At 33.2% G+C, this 17,996-nt stretch carries 14 protein-coding genes and 1 pseudogene; 12 read left to right on the forward strand and 3 right to left on the reverse strand.

Annotated elements, in window-relative coordinates; genetic code table 11:
- Window position 1 precedes the first annotated feature (1 nt).
- The gene (locus ACJAZK_RS09245; protein ID WP_415223689.1) at window positions 2-1,948 is read right to left on the reverse strand and encodes a peptidylprolyl isomerase; all 1,947 of its coding nucleotides are present in this window, start codon (window positions 1,946-1,948) and stop codon (window positions 2-4) included.
- A gap of 303 nt (window positions 1,949-2,251) precedes the next feature.
- On the opposite strand from ACJAZK_RS09245, the gene ACJAZK_RS09250 reads away from it, so the two are divergent.
- From ACJAZK_RS09250 to ACJAZK_RS09270, 5 genes are all read left to right on the forward strand, one after another.
- The gene (locus ACJAZK_RS09250) at window positions 2,252-2,707 is read left to right on the forward strand and encodes an SRPBCC family protein (RefSeq protein ID WP_415223690.1); all 456 of its coding nucleotides are present in this window, start codon (window positions 2,252-2,254) and stop codon (window positions 2,705-2,707) included.
- Window positions 2,700-2,936: a hypothetical protein gene (locus tag ACJAZK_RS09255; RefSeq protein ID WP_415223691.1), complete on the forward strand. Its 237-nt coding sequence runs from the start codon at window positions 2,700-2,702 to the stop codon at window positions 2,934-2,936. Before ACJAZK_RS09250 ends, ACJAZK_RS09255 begins: the two co-directional genes overlap by 8 nt.
- Before the next feature lie 177 nt (window positions 2,937-3,113).
- The gene (locus tag ACJAZK_RS09260; RefSeq protein WP_415223692.1) at window positions 3,114-4,970 is read left to right on the forward strand and encodes a M1 family metallopeptidase; all 1,857 of its coding nucleotides are present in this window, start codon (window positions 3,114-3,116) and stop codon (window positions 4,968-4,970) included.
- 138 nt (window positions 4,971-5,108) lie between these two features.
- Complete coding sequence (locus ACJAZK_RS09265) at window positions 5,109-5,315, forward strand: hypothetical protein (RefSeq protein ID WP_415223693.1); 207 nt, start codon at window positions 5,109-5,111, stop codon at window positions 5,313-5,315.
- Window positions 5,316-5,476: 161 nt separating this feature from the next.
- On the forward strand, window positions 5,477-5,944 hold the full coding sequence (locus ACJAZK_RS09270) for a GNAT family N-acetyltransferase (protein ID WP_415223694.1): 468 nt from the start codon (window positions 5,477-5,479) through the stop codon (window positions 5,942-5,944).
- 201 nt (window positions 5,945-6,145) lie between these two features.
- Here ACJAZK_RS09270 and ACJAZK_RS09275 read toward each other — a convergent pair whose 3' ends face one another.
- Window positions 6,146-7,663 carry a choice-of-anchor I family protein gene (locus tag ACJAZK_RS09275; protein WP_415223695.1) on the reverse strand — a complete coding sequence of 506 codons (1,518 nt, stop codon included), beginning with the start codon at window positions 7,661-7,663 and terminating at the stop codon, window positions 6,146-6,148.
- A gap of 442 nt (window positions 7,664-8,105) precedes the next feature.
- Between ACJAZK_RS09275 and ACJAZK_RS09280 the strand changes: the two genes are divergently transcribed.
- The 5 genes from ACJAZK_RS09280 (at window position 8,106) to ACJAZK_RS09300 (ending at window position 12,786) form a co-directional block, all read left to right on the forward strand.
- On the forward strand, window positions 8,106-8,528 hold the full coding sequence (locus ACJAZK_RS09280; protein WP_415223696.1) for a hypothetical protein: 423 nt from the start codon (window positions 8,106-8,108) through the stop codon (window positions 8,526-8,528).
- Window positions 8,529-8,724: 196 nt separating this feature from the next.
- Window positions 8,725-10,071, forward strand: a complete 1,347-nt coding sequence (locus ACJAZK_RS09285) for a dihydroorotase (RefSeq protein ID WP_415223697.1) — start codon at window positions 8,725-8,727, stop codon at window positions 10,069-10,071.
- 8 nt (window positions 10,072-10,079) lie between these two features.
- Window positions 10,080-11,036 carry an L-threonylcarbamoyladenylate synthase gene (locus ACJAZK_RS09290; protein WP_415223698.1) on the forward strand — a complete coding sequence of 319 codons (957 nt, stop codon included), beginning with the start codon at window positions 10,080-10,082 and terminating at the stop codon, window positions 11,034-11,036.
- Window positions 11,037-11,055: 19 nt separating this feature from the next.
- Window positions 11,056-11,904: a DUF6671 family protein gene (locus ACJAZK_RS09295; protein ID WP_415223699.1), complete on the forward strand. Its 849-nt coding sequence runs from the start codon at window positions 11,056-11,058 to the stop codon at window positions 11,902-11,904.
- A gap of 207 nt (window positions 11,905-12,111) precedes the next feature.
- Window positions 12,112-12,786 (forward strand): hypothetical protein, encoded by a 675-nt coding sequence (locus ACJAZK_RS09300; protein WP_415223700.1) that lies wholly within the window; start codon window positions 12,112-12,114, stop codon window positions 12,784-12,786.
- Between the two features lie 745 nt (window positions 12,787-13,531).
- On the opposite strand, the gene ACJAZK_RS09305 is transcribed toward ACJAZK_RS09300, so the two are convergent.
- Complete coding sequence (locus tag ACJAZK_RS09305) at window positions 13,532-13,978, reverse strand: FKBP-type peptidyl-prolyl cis-trans isomerase (RefSeq protein WP_415223701.1); 447 nt, start codon at window positions 13,976-13,978, stop codon at window positions 13,532-13,534.
- A 642-nt stretch (window positions 13,979-14,620) separates the two neighbouring features.
- On the opposite strand from ACJAZK_RS09305, the pseudogene ACJAZK_RS09310 reads away from it, so the two are divergent.
- A pseudogene (locus tag ACJAZK_RS09310) lies at window positions 14,621-15,227 on the forward strand (VIT1/CCC1 transporter family protein).
- 541 nt (window positions 15,228-15,768) lie between these two features.
- Window positions 15,769-17,996 (forward strand): WD40/YVTN/BNR-like repeat-containing protein (locus ACJAZK_RS09315; protein ID WP_415223702.1); only part of this gene is annotated, 2,228 nt, incomplete at its 3' end.

Consider the following 17,996-nt stretch of genomic DNA (forward strand, 5'->3'; position numbering starts at 1 on the left):
ACTAGTTGTTCTTTAAAATTTGTTTTTTAACGCGTTTTAGAGTTCTCTTATTAACCTCAACTCCAAAGCGTTCACGTAATAATTTCACCCAATTAGTTTCAATATAGTTTTGGTAATCGCTAATAACTTTTCCTCTTGCCTCTTCAAGTGTTTTTTTCTTTGCTGGCAATACATTATTCACAAGTATCACATGATATGATTCATTGTGCTCATAAACTTTAGACACACCTTCTTTAAACTCAAAATCCTGAGGTAATTCTTGATCACTTTCCTCAAAGGTATTTGCAGTTGAAATGACATTTAGATTTTCATCTTTATTTATCATTGCCAGAATGTTTTCTGCGGAAATATCTTTTTGCAATTCCGTTTTCACCGTTTCTATTGTTGTTTTAGAAGCCGATGAGAAAATCACTGCATCTACTCTATCACGCCAAACATAATTTGACGTATTATCATTATAAAACTTCTCAAGACCTACAGAATCTTTTACCGCCGCATTCCAAACTTCCTTTTCCATAAGATCAAACAATAAAAGTCCATCTCTATATTCTTTCAATACAAAAGCAAAATCCTCATTCTCAAATTCTAAGTTATCTTCATGATACTTCAAAACTTGTTGTTCTAAAAACGCATCGAACTCGATAGTTAGAAGCGCTTTGTAATCTACTAATTGGTTATTGTATTTACGTTGGTTAGACATTAAATAATCTGCAAAATCCTTGTAAGATACTTGTGTGTCACGAATTGTGATGAGCGCACCTTCTTTTATATCTTTTGGAGTTTCCCATGACTGCTTAAAAAATCCATCATTAAGAATTGTTTCCATGAAAGCCAAACCTTCATCCTTGAATACTTTAACTTTATATTTCGTCATTAGTTTTTTTACTAATGCCGAATTTATAAGTGCTGACCTAGAATCACGTTTCACTTTATTTTCAAGTTCATTTTTAACCTCGTCAAAAGGTTGAATCCCTTTCTTAGTTATCAACTTAACAATATGCCAACCGTAGTCTGTTTTAAAAGGCCTAGAAATATCGTCTTTATTTTCTAACGAAAATGCCACATCCTCAAATTCTTTGGCACGTAATTGACCACCAACGATAGGCGTTAAAACACCTCCTTTTTTAGAAGAGCTCTTATCCTCTGAAAACTGCTTAGCTAAAGACTCGAATTTCTCACCTTGTTCTAATTTCTTATAAATTTGATTAATGCGAGCTTCTGGATCTACAGTACTATCATTTTGTTTTATAGATATCATAATATGAGCCACCGTAACTTCACCTAAAGATTGACGTTTTTCAAACACTTTAACAACGTGATATCCAAAACGAGTTCTAAAAGGCATAGAGACTTCACCTACTGATGTATTAAACGCAGCTGTCTCAAAAGGATATACCATTTTAAAGCCCCCAAAATAACCTAAATCTTCAGCAAAAATAGTTTCACCATCATGGACATCTTCTTTCACCACTTCAAACCCCTCATTAATGAGACGCTCACGCAATTTGAGCACTTTATTGTACACGGCCAACGTGTCAGATACAGATTCATCTAAACGCACTAAGATATGAGATACTTTGACATCGCTAATTGTACGATCATAAGCTTCTTTTACTAAAGCATCAGTCACTTTATTATCTGACATAAAGTTTTTAGTAAGCTGTGTTTTATAATTATTAAACTCTCTAATATATTTAGCATCTTCATCCAAGCCTAAACGACGGGCTTCTTTTACTTTGAGTTGATAATTAACAAACAACTCTAGATAAGCATCAATATCTTTTTGACTCTCATCTTTAACTAAATCTAAGTTTTTATTGTACACTCTTACAAATTCTGAAGCCATTATAGCATCTCCTTCAACCGTAAATAATACGTCATCTTTTTTTACTTGTGCCTGAGCCAAGAAAGTGAAACAAAAACAAACTGTGGTTACTAATAATTTCATGTGTTACTATTTAATTTAGCAGTTGTGGTTCATCCATGATACAAAAACATGTTTAATGATGACTTTTTTAATGTATTTATCAAATTGGATTAGTATATCCAAGTTCAGCAAAAATAAAACAATTGTCATATAAAACAAGTCGCATTCAACAAACGTTAAGTCCATTGTCTTTAGTATGTCTAATTACCGGTTAGAAACACAACTTGAACCGCTTGTCTAATATTATGGTTGTTGGGCTTTCAATCCTTTATTTATATTGAAAATTACTTACCTTTAAATTTGAATAATTCCTCTACATTCAAAATGAAATATACTACAGAGATAAAAGTCAATGTCACTTTAGACGAGTTTATAAAAAAAATGGATAATGTTGACAATATGAAACATTGGCAACATGGATTTGTGTCTGCAGAGCATATCTCTGGAGATTTAGGACAATTAGGCGCTAAAATGAAACTCAAATATCGTTTTGGAAAACGTAAAATGGAAATTATTGAAACCATAACAAAACGCAATTTCCCTAACGAATTTCATGCTAACTATACCATGAAAGCCATGCAAAATGTGCAACAAAACTATTTTAAAAACACCAATAATGGGTTTACAAAATGGACCTCTATTACAGAATTTGTACCTTTAAATTTAAAAATGAGACTTATGCTCTTTTTTATACCTAGAGCCTTTAAAAAACAATCACTAATCTATATGCAAAATTTTAAAAGTTTTGCCGAAAAAGGAACCTCTATTGCCAATGCGTAAATTAAAACTCATTTGGGACTTTAAAGGTCCCGACGCTCATAAAATTGCTGAGCACCATGTCAAACATCTCAAAGAATTTATAGCCATTAAAAACACAAGCCTCAACATTACGGGTTTTGAACAACTTAGTGATTTGCATAGTACTGCATTTATGGTAGTTACAGACGACGAAATGAAGCCTATTAGAGATGCTTTAAAACCGCATCGTGGTACATTGTATCAAGAGTAAGTTTGAATTCGCAAGGACATTGTCTTTTTTTTACAGATAAAATATCTGATTTTCGCTACATTATAAAATGTAGCGACTTTCAAAACATACATTATTAAACGAGCGTATTAAAATCGTTAGAACTCAAAACAATGATTAATAGCGAGCAACATATGACCGTAAAACAGACACACATACATGAAAAAACAAACCCTTTTGTACACTCTCTTTATTCTTGCTTTTAATTGCACTAATAAAAAAAAGGAAGCATCTATAACGGCAATATATGTTAAAGAATCACACTCTTATGCAAAACCAAATGAAGCTGTAATTAAGCACTTAGATTTGGACATTGTTGTTGATTTTGAAACTGAAGTTATTACTGGCACAGCGTCCTACGCTATTGAAAACTATGAGGCTTCCGAAATCGTCTTAGATTCAAAGTTTTTAGATATTATAAGTACAGAAGTTGATGGAAGACCAAATAATTTTGAATTAGGATCATTTGATGAACAATTGGGACAAGCTTTGCGTATTCCAATTTCCAAAGACACAAAACAAGTCACAGTACACTACAAAACTACAGATAAAACCGAAGCTCTGCAATGGTTGAGTCCACAACAAACAGCAGATAAAAAGCATCCGTTTTTATTTACACAAGGTCAGGCTATTTTAACACGTAGTTGGATTCCTATTCAGGATAGTCCGCAAATTCGCATCACCTACGATGCAAAAGTGGTTGTGCCTAAAGAATTAATGGCAGTTATGAGTGCTGAAAACCCAAAGCAAAAAACAGTTGATGGTGTTTATAATTTTAAAATGAAGCAACCGATCTCTCCCTATCTTATTGCATTAGCAATTGGAGATCTCGAGTATAAAGCGGTCAGTAATCGCACAGGTATTTATGCGGAAAAATCTATGGTTGATAAAGCTCAAGCAGAATTTATAGACATGGAAAAAATGGTTGTGGCTGCAGAGCATTTGTACGGCGACTATGATTGGGATCAGTTTGATGTGATTGTTTTACCTCCTAGTTTTCCGTTTGGTGGTATGGAAAATCCGCGACTTACCTTTGCTACACCTACTGTCATTGCTGGGGATAAAAGCTTAACCTCTCTAATTGCTCATGAACTAGCACACTCGTGGTCTGGTAATTTAGTGACTAATGCCACATGGAATGACTTTTGGCTTAACGAAGGTTTTACAGTGTATTTTGAAATTAGAATTATGGAAGCTCTCTACGGAAAAGATCGTGCAAACATGATTGCGTTAATTGGCAGGCAAGATTTGGAAGAGGCAGTAGAAGGTTTTAAAGATGAACCAGAAATGACAAAACTCAAATTAGATTTAAGCAACAAAAATCCTGATGATGGCATGAACAGTATTGCTTATGATAAGGGCTATTTATTTTTGCGAACATTAGAAGAAAAAGTAGGTCGAGACACCTTTGATGCCTTTCTTAAAAACTATTTTAAGACTAATGCCTTTTCTGCGGTAACTACCGAAAGTTTTATAGACTATTTGAATAGTAATTTATTAGAACCTAATGGTATTACATTTAATACCAAAGAATGGATTTATCAGCCGGGAATCCCTGACAACCAATCTATAATTATTTCTAATAAATTTGAGAACGCAGAAAAAACGTTGCAATACTATTTGGATACAAAAGCTGTTGATATTTCTAAAACTCAAGATTGGACAACACAAGAATGGGTTCATTTTATTAGAAATTTCCCTGAAACAGTAACAACCGACGACCTATTGCGATTAGACAACGCTTTTGACTTCACCAATGCAACAAATTCTCATATTGCCATGGTTTGGTATGAGCAGGCAATTAATCATGATTATCATGGTAATGACGTGGACCAAAAGATAGAAGACTTTTTAATTAGAGTTGGCAGACGTTGGTATGTTTCTACTCTATTTAAGGCATTTAAAAAAGCAGATAAGGTTGACAAGGCCTTGGCTATTTATGAACAGTCTAGACCTAATTATCACAGCGTGACTGTCAATACTATTGATATGCTTTTGGGATATGATAAAGAGTAATATTTAGAGATGGTCTAAAGAGTTCACAACGTTGGAGATTTATAAGGTAAATACCTAAGTGTATATTTGAGTTGTTTTCATGTCCTTATGATCTCATAGTTGTTGAATAACTCTAATAGAAAAAATCTGTTCTAATAAATGTGTTTCAAAACTGTGATGCCTTTTGTAAGCAATTCAAACACGAACATCACTTTTCAAAATTTAATGTATCTATTTGGTGTTTTATGGAATCTAGCAGACAAATTGTTCTTTCAAAAGCATATGACTCAATTACTAATTGATTGGAATCCAATTGTAAAAGAGTTTGAAGAATCTAACAAATGGAAAGAATTGATGGCAGGATAAAAACACGTGAAATAACACCGGACCTAATTTATTGTAAGTTCTAGTCCCTTTAAGAAAATCCTAGCAGTTTTTATATTCGTTTTATATTTACTACATTTAAGTATTAAACAATCTAGTCAATTCTATTCAAAACTTTTAAATCTAGTTTTAAAAAGTCAAAATTGAACAATAAACAAAACTCAATTTCATACGAAGTAGAACAATTGAATCAAGAATTCTATGACGCGGCTATATTATTTATTGAGACTGTATTTTACAATGAGCAAAATATTCCAAAAGAACTGTTACTTCTTGAAAATGATCATCAAAAATGGTGGTGCATTAGAAATAGTGATGAGATTGTTGGAACAGTTGCCGCTTGGAAAATTAAATCTGAATGGCATTGGGGACGATTCGCAATTCATAAAAAGCTAAGAGGTCTAGGTCTAGGAAAAAGAATTGCAATAAAATCCTTAGACGAATTATTTCAAATAGGAATAGAAAAAGTAATAATCGACGCTAGAGATATAACCGTTGAAATAGTCTTAAAGTTAGGCGGAGAAATCACGGGCAAAAAAACCAACTTTTATGGGTCTTTTATAACACCAATGAAAATTCAGAAAAAAAATTTTATATATAAAACACGTTAATGAAATTGAATTATGGACGAACAATGAAGTTATTAATTATCATAAAGACTATATAATTTAACATACTCGCGGGTGTCCATTCTGTACATCTGACTGTATAATTTCTATGACTATTTTAAATATAAGTACGACTAGTATAAAACAAAAAGCCTCAATAAAAATGTATCAAGGCTTCAGGCTAATAAAAAAAATTAAATAAAATTATTGCATATTCTCATAAATAGTAACCGTTCCACTATCTTCATTCGAAACTACTAATAGAGCATTTCCACTTGGACTATCTTCAGATGTAATCGCTAACAACCCTTCAGGAGCTTGGTCTCCTGGATGAGATAAAATACTTAAGAATTGTGGCGCTGTTGGATTTGTAATATCGTACACCAAAACTTGGTCATTTCGCTCTAAGCCAACAAAAAGTATATAGCGCTCATTTCCAATATTTAAAATTTCAACACTTTCAGGTTCTGCTCCTTTATCATCACTTCTTCCATCGTCATCATTAAATCTATCTGGAGTTGCATTTAAGGTTTCAATAGCAATACTATTACCGCTATCATAAATTAAACTTCCACCAGTTGACCAGATACTAAAAGAACGTGCTCCATAACTATAAATAATATCTTGGTCGCCATCATTATCGACATCTCCTAGAGATGTTGTTGTTTTTAAACGTCCCAAATAAATTTCGTTTTGATAATCTTGAGAAACTGGGAATACAGTTGGATCTAACACTACATCTTCTACACGAACTTCTTCACTAAAACCGTCATAATCTCTAGCATCTCCCTCATTTGCAGAAATGATATAGTCAGTACCGTTTATGCTAACAGTTACAATGGCATCTGGCTGATACATGCCATATACTGGCCAATTTTTTATCTCTTTATTATTATCTCGATCACTTGCATCAATTTCATTGCCTGACAAACTATAATCTTTATAACCTAAAGGATAAATATTAGTTATTGTTTTGGTAACTAAATTAATTTCGGCGATACCATTATTCTCTTGCAATGATACCCAAGCAGTATTAGAATCTTCTGAAACTGCTATATATTCTGGTTCAACATCTGCCGCTAAATTTGCATTCGGTCCAAAGACTCTAAACCCTTGACTTTCTAATGCGCTTTCTTGACTATTGAACGACGAAAAGTCAAGAGTAATGACAGAGTCATCAGTTAAATTAATTATACTTATTGTTCCATCAGGATCATTAGTATAATCGTCATTAGGCTCTCCTTCATTAGCTGAGATAATTAAATTACCATCCTTTGAAAATGTAACCATATCTGGTAGAGCGCCCACTGTAAATTGTTTGAGTAAAGAGTTATCTGTTGTGTTATAGACTAGTATTTTTCCAGGGTTTTGCTTGGGATCAGCCTCAACGGCAACTGCTAATCTACCATTATTAATAGCAACACTGTTTGGTGCTCCAAAGGCATTTAAATTAATTGGCGTTTCTTGAATAGGTGAACTTATATTCGAAATATTGGTCACAGATATTTGATTAGACTCTACATTAACGGTAAATAGTTTTTTAGAAACTGGGTCATAAGCTGAAATTTCCGAAGCACCTTCACCTCCAATATTAATTGACGTTTTAAACTGAAAATTAACAGTTGTATCTACAATTAAACTTGAAATTGAGTCATCATTTTTATTACAACTCACTACTAAAACTAGGCAAAATGCCATAATTAACTTACTAAAGTATTTCATATTTGGTTTTTTTATAATTAATTACAAATATGATCCTTACACTTAAAGTTAAGGTTAAGCAATTAAAAAGCTTACGTTAGGATTTACTTACAGTTGTGTCCATAACGTTTCGCCGACTTTTATTTATCCCTGATTATTAGTTTATTGAACGTATAGCTTAAAGAGAAATACTCAGAATCGTATTAGCTATTAGAACCAGAATCTCTCTGTTTTTCGAATCCTAGATTTCAATAAGAGCATATTATGTTTAAAAACAATCAAAACACCATACAGAAAACCGGCAGCCTTATTATCCCTAATAATATATTATGCTTTTAGGTCTTTAAATAAATAAGCTCTTTTCAAAGCATAGTATACATAAACATTATTTATGTATACTATTAATAATATAAATATTAATTAATAGTATTAATATTTATTTTTGCATTAAACCATATGTTTCATGAAAATTTTAAAACCGACAATTATTCTAACAATTATCGCTACGGTATTCTTTTTCTATAGTTGTTCTGATGATGATGATAATTTAATAGCAAATATCACTTTAACTGAAGGTGTCAATGGTGACATTGGAGGAGATTTTACGGGGAGTGGAGGCAATACATCCGAAACTTTCAACTGGCAAAACAACCTTTCTACGGCTGACTACAACGCAGATATTACAGCCTCAACAACTGGATTATTCCAAATGATAGTTGAAGATTCTGAAGGGAACACCGTTTTAGACAGGTCATTGAATGGTGCTATCGAGCCAGATTCTTTTTCTGGCGTAACATCTGCTGGTGAGCCAGGAAACTGGACCGTAACAATCAACGTTACTAATTTTAATGGTGACGGAAGCGTTACTTTAACTGAAGGAAATTAGACAAATAAATATTTAACTCGTTTACAAAAAGAGCAAAAAAGACTTTCGCAAATACCTTATATAAGACTAGCGAATTCAGTTCGCTAGTCTTTATTATTTTTCCAAATTACTTTTTAAATAGTTGTGTTCTTATATTCACTAGTAATCGTGACCAATGGACTAAGTAGCAATCGAACTCAAAGACAGAAAACAAACAATGAAGCAAATAATTTTAATCAAGAATACAACAGTTGTAAATGAGGGAAAATCAGTTTTAGCAGACGTGCTGCTTTCGGATGGGTTTATTCAACAAATCGGAACTATTAATATTGAACCGAATTACAAAGTAATTGATGGATCAGGCAAACACCTATTCCCTGGAATAATTGACGGTCAAGTCCATTTTAGAGACCCAGGACTTACGCACAAAGGAGATTTATATACCGAAAGTAAAGCAGCTATAGCAGGAGGAGTTACTTCTTTTATTGATATGCCGAATACGGTTCCTAATATTTTGACCGTTGAAAGCCTAAAAGAAAAGTATGAAATTGCTTCAAAAAAATCTTTAGCCAACTATTCGTTTTTCCTTGGTGTAAATGGAGATAATATTGATGCTATAATAAAAACAGACACAAGCCAATTTATTGGAGTGTCAGATGACGGTTTGTATTTTACAAAAAAAGGAAATCTACTTGCAGACAACCCAGAGACAATGGAAAAACTATTTGCTAATTGCAAATCCATAATCGCTATACATTCAGAAAAAGAAGAGATCATAGGACACAATGAAAAAGCTTTTAGAGAAAAATATGGCGATCATATTCCTGCGAAATTTCATCCAATTATTAGAAGTACTGAAGGCTGCTACGAAGCGACCAAACGCGCTATTGAGCTAGCCAAAAAACACAATGCCAGACTTCATATTCTGCATTTAACTACTGAAGCAGAAACTCACTTATTTCAAAACGACATTCCGCTACAAGAGAAAAAAATAACGACTGAAGTTTCTGTTCATCACCTATGGTTTTCAGACAAAGACTATGAACGGTTAGGAATGCTTATTAAATGGAATCCGGCTATAAAGACAGAAGAGGATAGAGAAGGTTTATTAAAGGCATTACTTGATGACAAAATAGATATCATAACTACGGACCATGCACCTCACACCTTGGAAGAAAAACAACAACCCTATTTTCAATCTATGTCAGGAGCACCAATGGTGCAGCACTCACTAAATTGTATGTTGGAGTTTTATAAACAAGACCTAATTTCATTGGAAAAAATAGTTGAAAAAATGTGTCACAACCCAGCCATTCTGTATAACATTACAAACAGAGGATTTATTCGAAAAGGATATTATGCAGACTTGACCTTAGTGGACTTAAATAACCAATGGACAGTCGCTAAAGATAATCTGCTTTATAAATGTGCTTGGTCGCCATTAGAAGGCACTACTTTTCAAACAAAAATTATACAGACCTTCGTAAATGGAAAACTAATATATGATCATGGTGTCTTTCAAGAAAATAGTTTTGGAATGCCTATAGAGTTTAGCAATAAATAGCTTTAAATATGACTATTATTTCAAATGATATTGCTAAAGCAATTGAAATCCTAAATAACGAAGATGTCGTTGCAATACCTACAGAGACTGTTTATGGATTAGCAGGAAATATCTACAGTGAAAAAGCAATTCGTAAAATTTTTGAAGTCAAACAAAGACCCTTCTTCAACCCTTTGATAGTTCATATTCATACTATTGAGCAAATAGAAGAACTAGTAAGTGAATTTCCTGCTAAAGCTCGAAAACTTGCTGCTACTTTTTGGCCTGGTTCACTAACCTTAATTCTAAAGAAAAAATCGAACATTCCAGATTTAATAACCGCAGGTAAAGATGCTGTAGCAATTAGAATTCCAAATCATCCTGTTACCTTAAGTTTATTAAAAGAATTATCTTTTCCAGTGGCAGCACCTAGTGCAAATCCGTTTAATAGAATTAGTCCCACCAGTTCGTTGCATGTTGAACACTATTTTAAGGAGACCATACCCATGATACTCGAGGGTGGAGAATGTGAAAACGGAATAGAATCTACCATTATTGGATTTGAAAACAACGAGCCTGTACTCTACAGATTGGGAGCTATCTCTATAGAAGAAATTGAAAATGTAATTGGAGAAATTAAAGTTAAAAACAAGAATGAGAAGGCTCCAAGTGCTCCCGGAATGCTAACAAGACACTATGCGCCTAGGACTAAAACATACCTCGTAGACGATGTTGAAACTTTTATTAAGAATTTCAAAAACAAAAGAATTGGTGTGATAAAGTTCTCAGTAGAGATAAAATGCTCACATATAGAACACCTAGAGGTTTTATCAAAATCAGGGGACTTAAAAGAAGCTGCCTCAAAATTGTACAATACATTACACAAATTGGATAATTTAAATTTAGATCTGATTGTAGCAGAAATATTTCCAGACTTTGGGTTAGGAAAATCTATTAATGACCGATTAGAAAGAGCAACAAAATAAAATAATTACTCCCAATTATATGAGCATCTCATTATTTAAAAACAGAAGACTCTTAATCGCTACCAAGCACGAAAAGGAAAAAGTAATAGCTCCTATATTAGAAAAAAATCTTGGTGTAACCTGTTTTACTAATAAAAATTTCGACACGGATACTTTAGGAACTTTTTCAGGAGAAATTGAAAGAGAGTTTGACCCAATAGCAACTGCTAGAAAAAAATGTCTTCTCGCTATGGACGCAAGCGACTGTGATTTAGGTGTTGCAAGTGAAGGCTCTTTTGGTGCTCATCCCTCAATATTTTTTGCTAGCGCAGATGATGAGTTTTTAATATTTATTGACAAGAAAAATAACTTGGAAATAATTGTCAGAGAACTGAGTATGGAAACCAATTTTAATGGAAAAGAGATTGAGACAGAGAAAGACTTGTTTGACTTTGCTGAATCTGTAAAATTCCCTTCTCACGGACTAATACTTCGTAGATCAAAAAACGACAATAGCGAAATAATTAAAGGTATTACAGATCTAATTCAATTACAAAAAGCATTCAAAAAACTTCTTAAAAAGTCAAATACTATTTATTCTGAAACAGACATGAGAGCATTATATAACCCTTCTCGAATGAAAGTAATTGAAGCAGCAACCCAAAAATTGATTATCAAAATAAACTCTTCGTGTCACCAATGTAGTAAACCCGGCTTTGGAATTACAGACTCAAAAAAAGGATTAGAATGTGACTTATGTGGATCGCCAACAAATTCTATATTAAGCCACATTTACGTTTGCCAACATTGTAATTACACAACAGAAGAAATGTATCCCCACACAAAAACAAGCGAAGACCCTATGTATTGTGACTATTGCAACCCATAATGACTTCGTACAACTGCCCTAAGCAAAATGAAACTAAAAACATTGTCACCACGCTGAGTTTAAGGAACAGCGATTTTAGTTCTAATTCAAATCACTATTCTTTTTTATTTTGTAAATTACTTTTTGACAAGTAGTACTCCTAAATTCTCTACTACAAATAATAAAGGCGTTATACTTCCATATGACGCTGCTAAAAATTTATAAAAAATGAAACGTATTATTACAGCATTTATTTTTATAGGAATTTTGATTTCTTGTAATTCCTCAGACAATACAAAAATATCAACACAGGAATCCTCTGAAACGAAAACTGCAACAGAAAGCACGTCTAATGATAAACAATTAAAGACTATTGATAGTAATGAATCTTTAATGGCAACATCATTAATGGCTGCTCCGGAAGAAAGCAGATCAAAATGTAAAATTATTGGATATAATATGGCAGGTGAATTTGTAACTTTAAGAGAAGGAGATAATGAATTTATTGTTCTTGCAGATAATCCTAATCAAGATGGATTTAATGCCGCATGTTATCATAAAGACCTTGAACCCTTTATGGCTAGAGGAAGAGCTTTAAGAGCAGAGGGAAAGACAGGACAAGAAATTTTTGCTTTGCGTGAAGCAGAAATAAAATCAGGTCAACTTAAAATATCTCCGGGATTGACTTTACATATCTACTACGGAGCAAAAACAATGTATGATCCTGAAACTTCAAAAGTTGAAGGTGCTCAACTCCGCTACGTGGTATATATGCCTTGGGCTACAGCAGAATCGACTGGTTTGCCAGCAGCTCCAATGGCACCAAATCATCCTTGGATTATGAATCCTGGAACACATAGAGCGCACATTATGATTTCACCTTTACCAGAAGAGATAGAGTAACCGTAATGAGGAATTAAAAAAAATGATATTGCTGATCATAATAAGACTAAAAAAGAAGACTTAACGAAAACATCACATCATGTATAATTAATGGCTGGTAATCGCTTACTTACTAAAATTTTTTTAGAATTTTCTATCTATGCGTTTTTTGTTAAATTAGATTCTTACACAAACGAATAACAATATAGCGCATGTTACGCCCAATTTGAAGAAATGAAACAACATAGAAAAAGAAATAAAAATCTTGGCTTAGCGGAATTGATAGCAATTGCTTTTGAAGCAGTTTGTTCTTAGTTGCTGCTGCATAACTAGTCATTTACAAACATAATTAGCGAACATTTTAAGCGAACATTTTAAGCGAAAGAAAGCCTCATTATATGTTTACAAAATCCAAATGAGGATATAATTTTTATTTTTTAAAGGAGTCTAGAAATGGTTGAAATAAAATCATATAAAATGTAACCACTATAAAAATGAGAAATGCAATTCCGATTAGGGTATATATAATGTTCATTTAATCTGTTTCAGTAGGATTAATAAAAATTCAAAACACTTACCTCAACCTATAAAGCTCGCGATTAAAAAAACTATTCTTTAAAATCATCTCTATTTGAATGCTCAAGTAAATTTGTAATTATAAACTCAAAACCGATACAGCAAATTAATCTAACAATAAATCCTGACAACCTTTGCTGAAAAAGTTGTAACAACGGCTGTCAGGTATTTCAAAATTAAGTAACTTAATTTATTTGGTAACCTCTGTCTCTTTAATTGCTACTACTTCAAGATCAAAAATTAGGTCTTTACCAGCTAAAGGATGATTTCCGTCTATAACGATACTTTCCTCTTTAACCTCAACCACTAGTAAATTCGTTTCTTGTCCATCTGGAGATTTAGAAACTAGTCCCATACCAACTTCTGGCGTAATATCTTGGGGAAGTTCTGTTTTTTTGACTTCTTGTTTTAAATCTTCATTGATTTCTCCATACGCTTCCTCTTTAGAAATAGTAATGGTTTTCTTTTCATTTAACTTCATGTCGATTAATCCTTTTTCAAAACCAGGTATTAATTGTCCTTGACCTAAAGTAAACTCTAACGGTTCTTTTCCTTCAGAACTATCAAAAACCTGTCCATCAGATAACTTACCTGTGTAATTTACTTTTACCGTGTTATTCTCTTTAACTTGATTCATACTATATTATTGATTTTAAAAATATTCTTTGCATAATTTTTATGCAGCAAACATTTTAGTTTAAACTTATTACACCACCAGCCGCCAAAATCAAGCCAAAACTCCAAAAAACTACAATGAAAAGTTATTAACCTATAAATCATTAAACTTAATACATGAAAATCGTATTGTATCCCTTTAATGGCAGGAAAGCACAACTTTAGAATTAAATTAAAAAATAAACACAAAAAAAATAATCAAATCAGCAAATCTGTCAGTAAAATTTAAAAATCATCAAATATGTGTGCCAACTCCGCAAAAACACAAAAAGGAGTTTAGTTCAAATATTAAAAATAACTATTGATTGGTAAAGAGACATCACAATTTGTTATCTACCTAATTTGAATTTTATAATTCCTAAAAACAATTCATCTAAATTATTTTAAAACTCTTAAGTTTATATTTTCTTAGTTTTATTCTCAACAGTACTATTTCACAAAAGAAAAGAAGTCTAGTCACATCGTGTAAAAATAATTGCTTCGTACTATACTACTTAAAAATCCAATAGTTTACCTCTAGTTCGTCCCAATTTCCTCTAAATTAGTAGTCAACTATGTAACGATTCTTAAAAATCGTTATGTCTAATTTGACCAAACAAAATAAATGACAGAAAAAACAGACGGTATAGACGATTATTTAAATAATCATTACCTACACAGAAGTAATTGGTTGGGAGCGGTCGTACTTGGAGCTAATGACGGTATTTTATCAGTTGCGAGTATGGCGATTGGTGTTGCTTTTGCCAGTGATACTCTAGCCTATTGTTTTGGAAACTTTAGCTGGACTAGTTGCTGGTGCTTTATCAATGGTAGCTCGAGAAGATGTTTTGGTAAGCTCTCAAACAGATTTGGAAAAAGCTGATATCGAACGTAAAAAGCAAGAACTGAATCAAATGCCCAAAATCGAATTAGAAAGGCTCGCAGAAATTTATGAAAAAAGAGGCCTCAAAAGAAAACTTCCTTAATAGTCACTAAAGAATTAACAGCGCACGATGCCTTGGGTGCTCATGTTAGGGACGAATTAGGGATTGAAATACGTTAATAAACCCATGCAATCTGCATTAGCTTATACGGTAGAAGGAATACTTCCTTTAAAAAGTATGGAATATTCACTTTATGTTTTGCAATATTTTTTCTTATAATTCTGGGGAACTCTCGCAATGGGACTAACAGCAATAGATGGATATTTATTTAATATGAGTATTGAATAATTCTTGGAAAGAAAAGGCAAAATTTTATAACATTAAAAAAAATAAAAATGTCTTTTGATTTTCTCGATAGACATTGGAATTTTAGAATATCCTTATATTATTGAATTAAAAGGGATTGATAGTTTTTATAGAGCATCACTGATTGTAACTAAAATGGAACTTGTTAACGAAATGAGGCCAGATTTCTCAAAACTATTCGCCCGAATTTACTCTATTTTTAGCGGTGTTCATTTTAAAGTGCTGTGGCTAAATCTTTTATTCCTTTCATCCGTAGATGGATGTATATATTAAAAAATGAGAATTAAAAAACCACACACACTGCCATGTATCATTACATTCATAATCTACTCATGCTCAGAAAACCCCAAAGGTTTTCCTCTGGTTCGTTTTCTATTTACTACCTTAGTTCTCACTAAAACGATTAATCACAAACAACAAAGTTGTGCTTCATACAAAACAACCATTAAGATTCCCAATTTCTTGAAAAGTAAATATGATAAAAGTCTATCAACATGTACATCTATTAACCAAAAGCAATAACATGAAATCACTAAAACTATTAATTATTTGCATGCTTATGCTGCCACTAACTGTTAATACCCAAAAAAGAAAAAACAAGTCTTCAGAGCCTACTATAAAGCTAACAGACTCTTTATTTCATGGTTTAAAATGGCGTAATATTGGTCCGTTTAGAGGAGGTCGAAGCGTTACATCTACTGGAGTAATAGGACAGCCTCACACCTACTATATGGGCTCTACAGGAGGTGGTGTATTTAAGACTATTGATGATGGAATCACATGGGAAAATATCTCTGATAATTTTTTTAAAACAGGATCTGTCGGTGCTATTACTGTATCTGAAAGTGATTCAAACATAGTCGTTGTTGGTATGGGCGAACATGCTGCACGTGGTGTTATGACTTCGATGGGCGATGGTGTATACAAATCTATGGATGCTGGGAAAACATGGACGCATTTAGGATTAGAAAAAACCCGGCATATTTCAGATGTTGTCATACATCCCACAAACCCTGATATTATTTATGTGACTGCACAAGGTGCACAATATGCTCCATCCGCAGAGCGAGGTATTTATAGAACTCAAGATGGTGGTATTACTTGGGAGAACATATTGTCAGTAAATGATACTACAGGAGCTTCGTCCTTGTCTATGGATATGACCAATCCTCGTATTTTATATGCTTCAATGTGGCAACATCACAGATATCCTTGGTTTATGGAATCTGGTGGTAAAGATTCCGGTTTATATAAGTCTAATGATGGTGGAGATACTTGGGGAAACATGAAAGAAGGATTGCCTGAAGCTTTTGGTAAATCAGGCATTTCTGTTTCTAGAGCAAACCCAGAACGTGTGTTTGCAGTTATTGAAGCTGAGGATGAAAAAGGAGGTGTATACCGATCAGACGACGCAGGAAAAATTTGGAAACAAGTAAATAGCAACCGTGTTAATATTGCACGGTCTTGGTATTATATGGAGATTTTTGCTGATCCTCAAAATGAAAATATAGTCTATGTTTTAAATGCACCGGTTATGAAATCTATTGATGGAGGTAATAGTTTTTTTAATATTCCTGTTCCTCATGGAGATAATCATCATTTATGGATCAATCCAAATGATAATACCAATCTAATAAACTCGAATGATGGAGGCGCTAATATATCTTTTAATGGAGGAGAAAGTTGGAGCTCTCAACAAAACCAACCAACTGCTCAATTTTATCGTGTTATAACTGATAATTTGGTGCCTTATAACGTATATGGTGGTCAGCAGGACAACTCTGCCATTGCCATTGCAAGCCGAACAAACGATCGAGGAATAGATTGGAAAGACTGGTATTCTGTAGCAGGTGGTGAAAGTGCTTTTATTGCTTTCGATCCCAACAATCCAGAAACAGTGTATGGTGGTACCTATCAAGGTAACATCAGCAAATGGACCAAAACATCTAAAGAACAAAAATCAATTAAAGAATACCCAGAACTAGGATTAAGTATTGCACCAAAAGACGCTCGGTATCGTTATAATTGGAATGCACCAATTATAAGCTCACCGCACGACAGAACTACCATTTATCATGCTGGTAATGTTGTTTTTAAAACAACAGATGGTGGCACAAGCTGGACTACTATTAGTCCAGATCTTACTAAGAATGAAACCGAAAAACATGGTCCTGGTGGAGGTCCCTATACCAATGAAGCGGCAGGTGGTGAAAATTACAATACGCTTACGGCTTTAGTAGAGTCAGCACATGAGAAAGGTGTTTTATATGCAGGTAGTGATGACGGTTTACTTCATATTACTAAAAATGGTGGTCAAGCATGGGAGAACATTACTCCAAAAGGAATTGAAGATGGTATTATAAATAGTATTGATATCTCTCCACATGATCCAGCAACAGCCTATGCAGTTATCATGCGATACAAATCTATGGACTTGAACTCGTATGTTTTTAAAACAACCAATTATGGACAAACTTGGACAAAAATTGTAAATGGTCTAGAGGATCCAAACGGATTTGTAAGAGTCGTTAGGGCAGATAAAAAAAGAGAAGGATTGTTGTATGCTGGTACCGAGATTGGTTTATACGTTTCAAATGATGATGGTGCTCATTGGCAACGTCTAAAATTAAACTTACCCGTTGTTCCTATCAATGATTTAATCATTCAAGATAATGATTTGGTTGCTGCAACGTCTGGACGTGGATTCTGGATATTAGATGATTTAGGTGTATTACAAAACATGAATTCTGA

The organism is Psychroserpens sp. (assembly GCF_047633235.1).
Classification (GTDB): Bacteria; Bacteroidota; Bacteroidia; order Flavobacteriales; family Flavobacteriaceae; genus Psychroserpens.

Coding starts and splice junctions, on each gene's coding strand:
- ACJAZK_RS09245 (WP_415223689.1), bottom strand. CDS start 1,948: ATGAAATTATTAGTAACCACAGTTTGTTTTTGTTTCACTTTCTTGGCT.
- ACJAZK_RS09250 (WP_415223690.1), top strand. CDS start 2,252: ATGAAATATACTACAGAGATAAAAGTCAATGTCACTTTAGACGAGTTT.
- ACJAZK_RS09255 (WP_415223691.1), top strand. CDS start 2,700: ATGCGTAAATTAAAACTCATTTGGGACTTTAAAGGTCCCGACGCTCAT.
- ACJAZK_RS09260 (WP_415223692.1), top strand. CDS start 3,114: ATGAAAAAACAAACCCTTTTGTACACTCTCTTTATTCTTGCTTTTAAT.
- ACJAZK_RS09265 (WP_415223693.1), top strand. CDS start 5,109: ATGTGTTTCAAAACTGTGATGCCTTTTGTAAGCAATTCAAACACGAAC.
- ACJAZK_RS09275 (WP_415223695.1), bottom strand. CDS start 7,663: ATGAAATACTTTAGTAAGTTAATTATGGCATTTTGCCTAGTTTTAGTA.
- ACJAZK_RS09280 (WP_415223696.1), top strand. CDS start 8,106: ATGAAAATTTTAAAACCGACAATTATTCTAACAATTATCGCTACGGTA.
- ACJAZK_RS09285 (WP_415223697.1), top strand. CDS start 8,725: ATGAAGCAAATAATTTTAATCAAGAATACAACAGTTGTAAATGAGGGA.
- ACJAZK_RS09290 (WP_415223698.1), top strand. CDS start 10,080: ATGACTATTATTTCAAATGATATTGCTAAAGCAATTGAAATCCTAAAT.
- ACJAZK_RS09295 (WP_415223699.1), top strand. CDS start 11,056: ATGAGCATCTCATTATTTAAAAACAGAAGACTCTTAATCGCTACCAAG.
- ACJAZK_RS09300 (WP_415223700.1), top strand. CDS start 12,112: ATGAAACGTATTATTACAGCATTTATTTTTATAGGAATTTTGATTTCT.
- ACJAZK_RS09305 (WP_415223701.1), bottom strand. CDS start 13,978: ATGAATCAAGTTAAAGAGAATAACACGGTAAAAGTAAATTACACAGGT.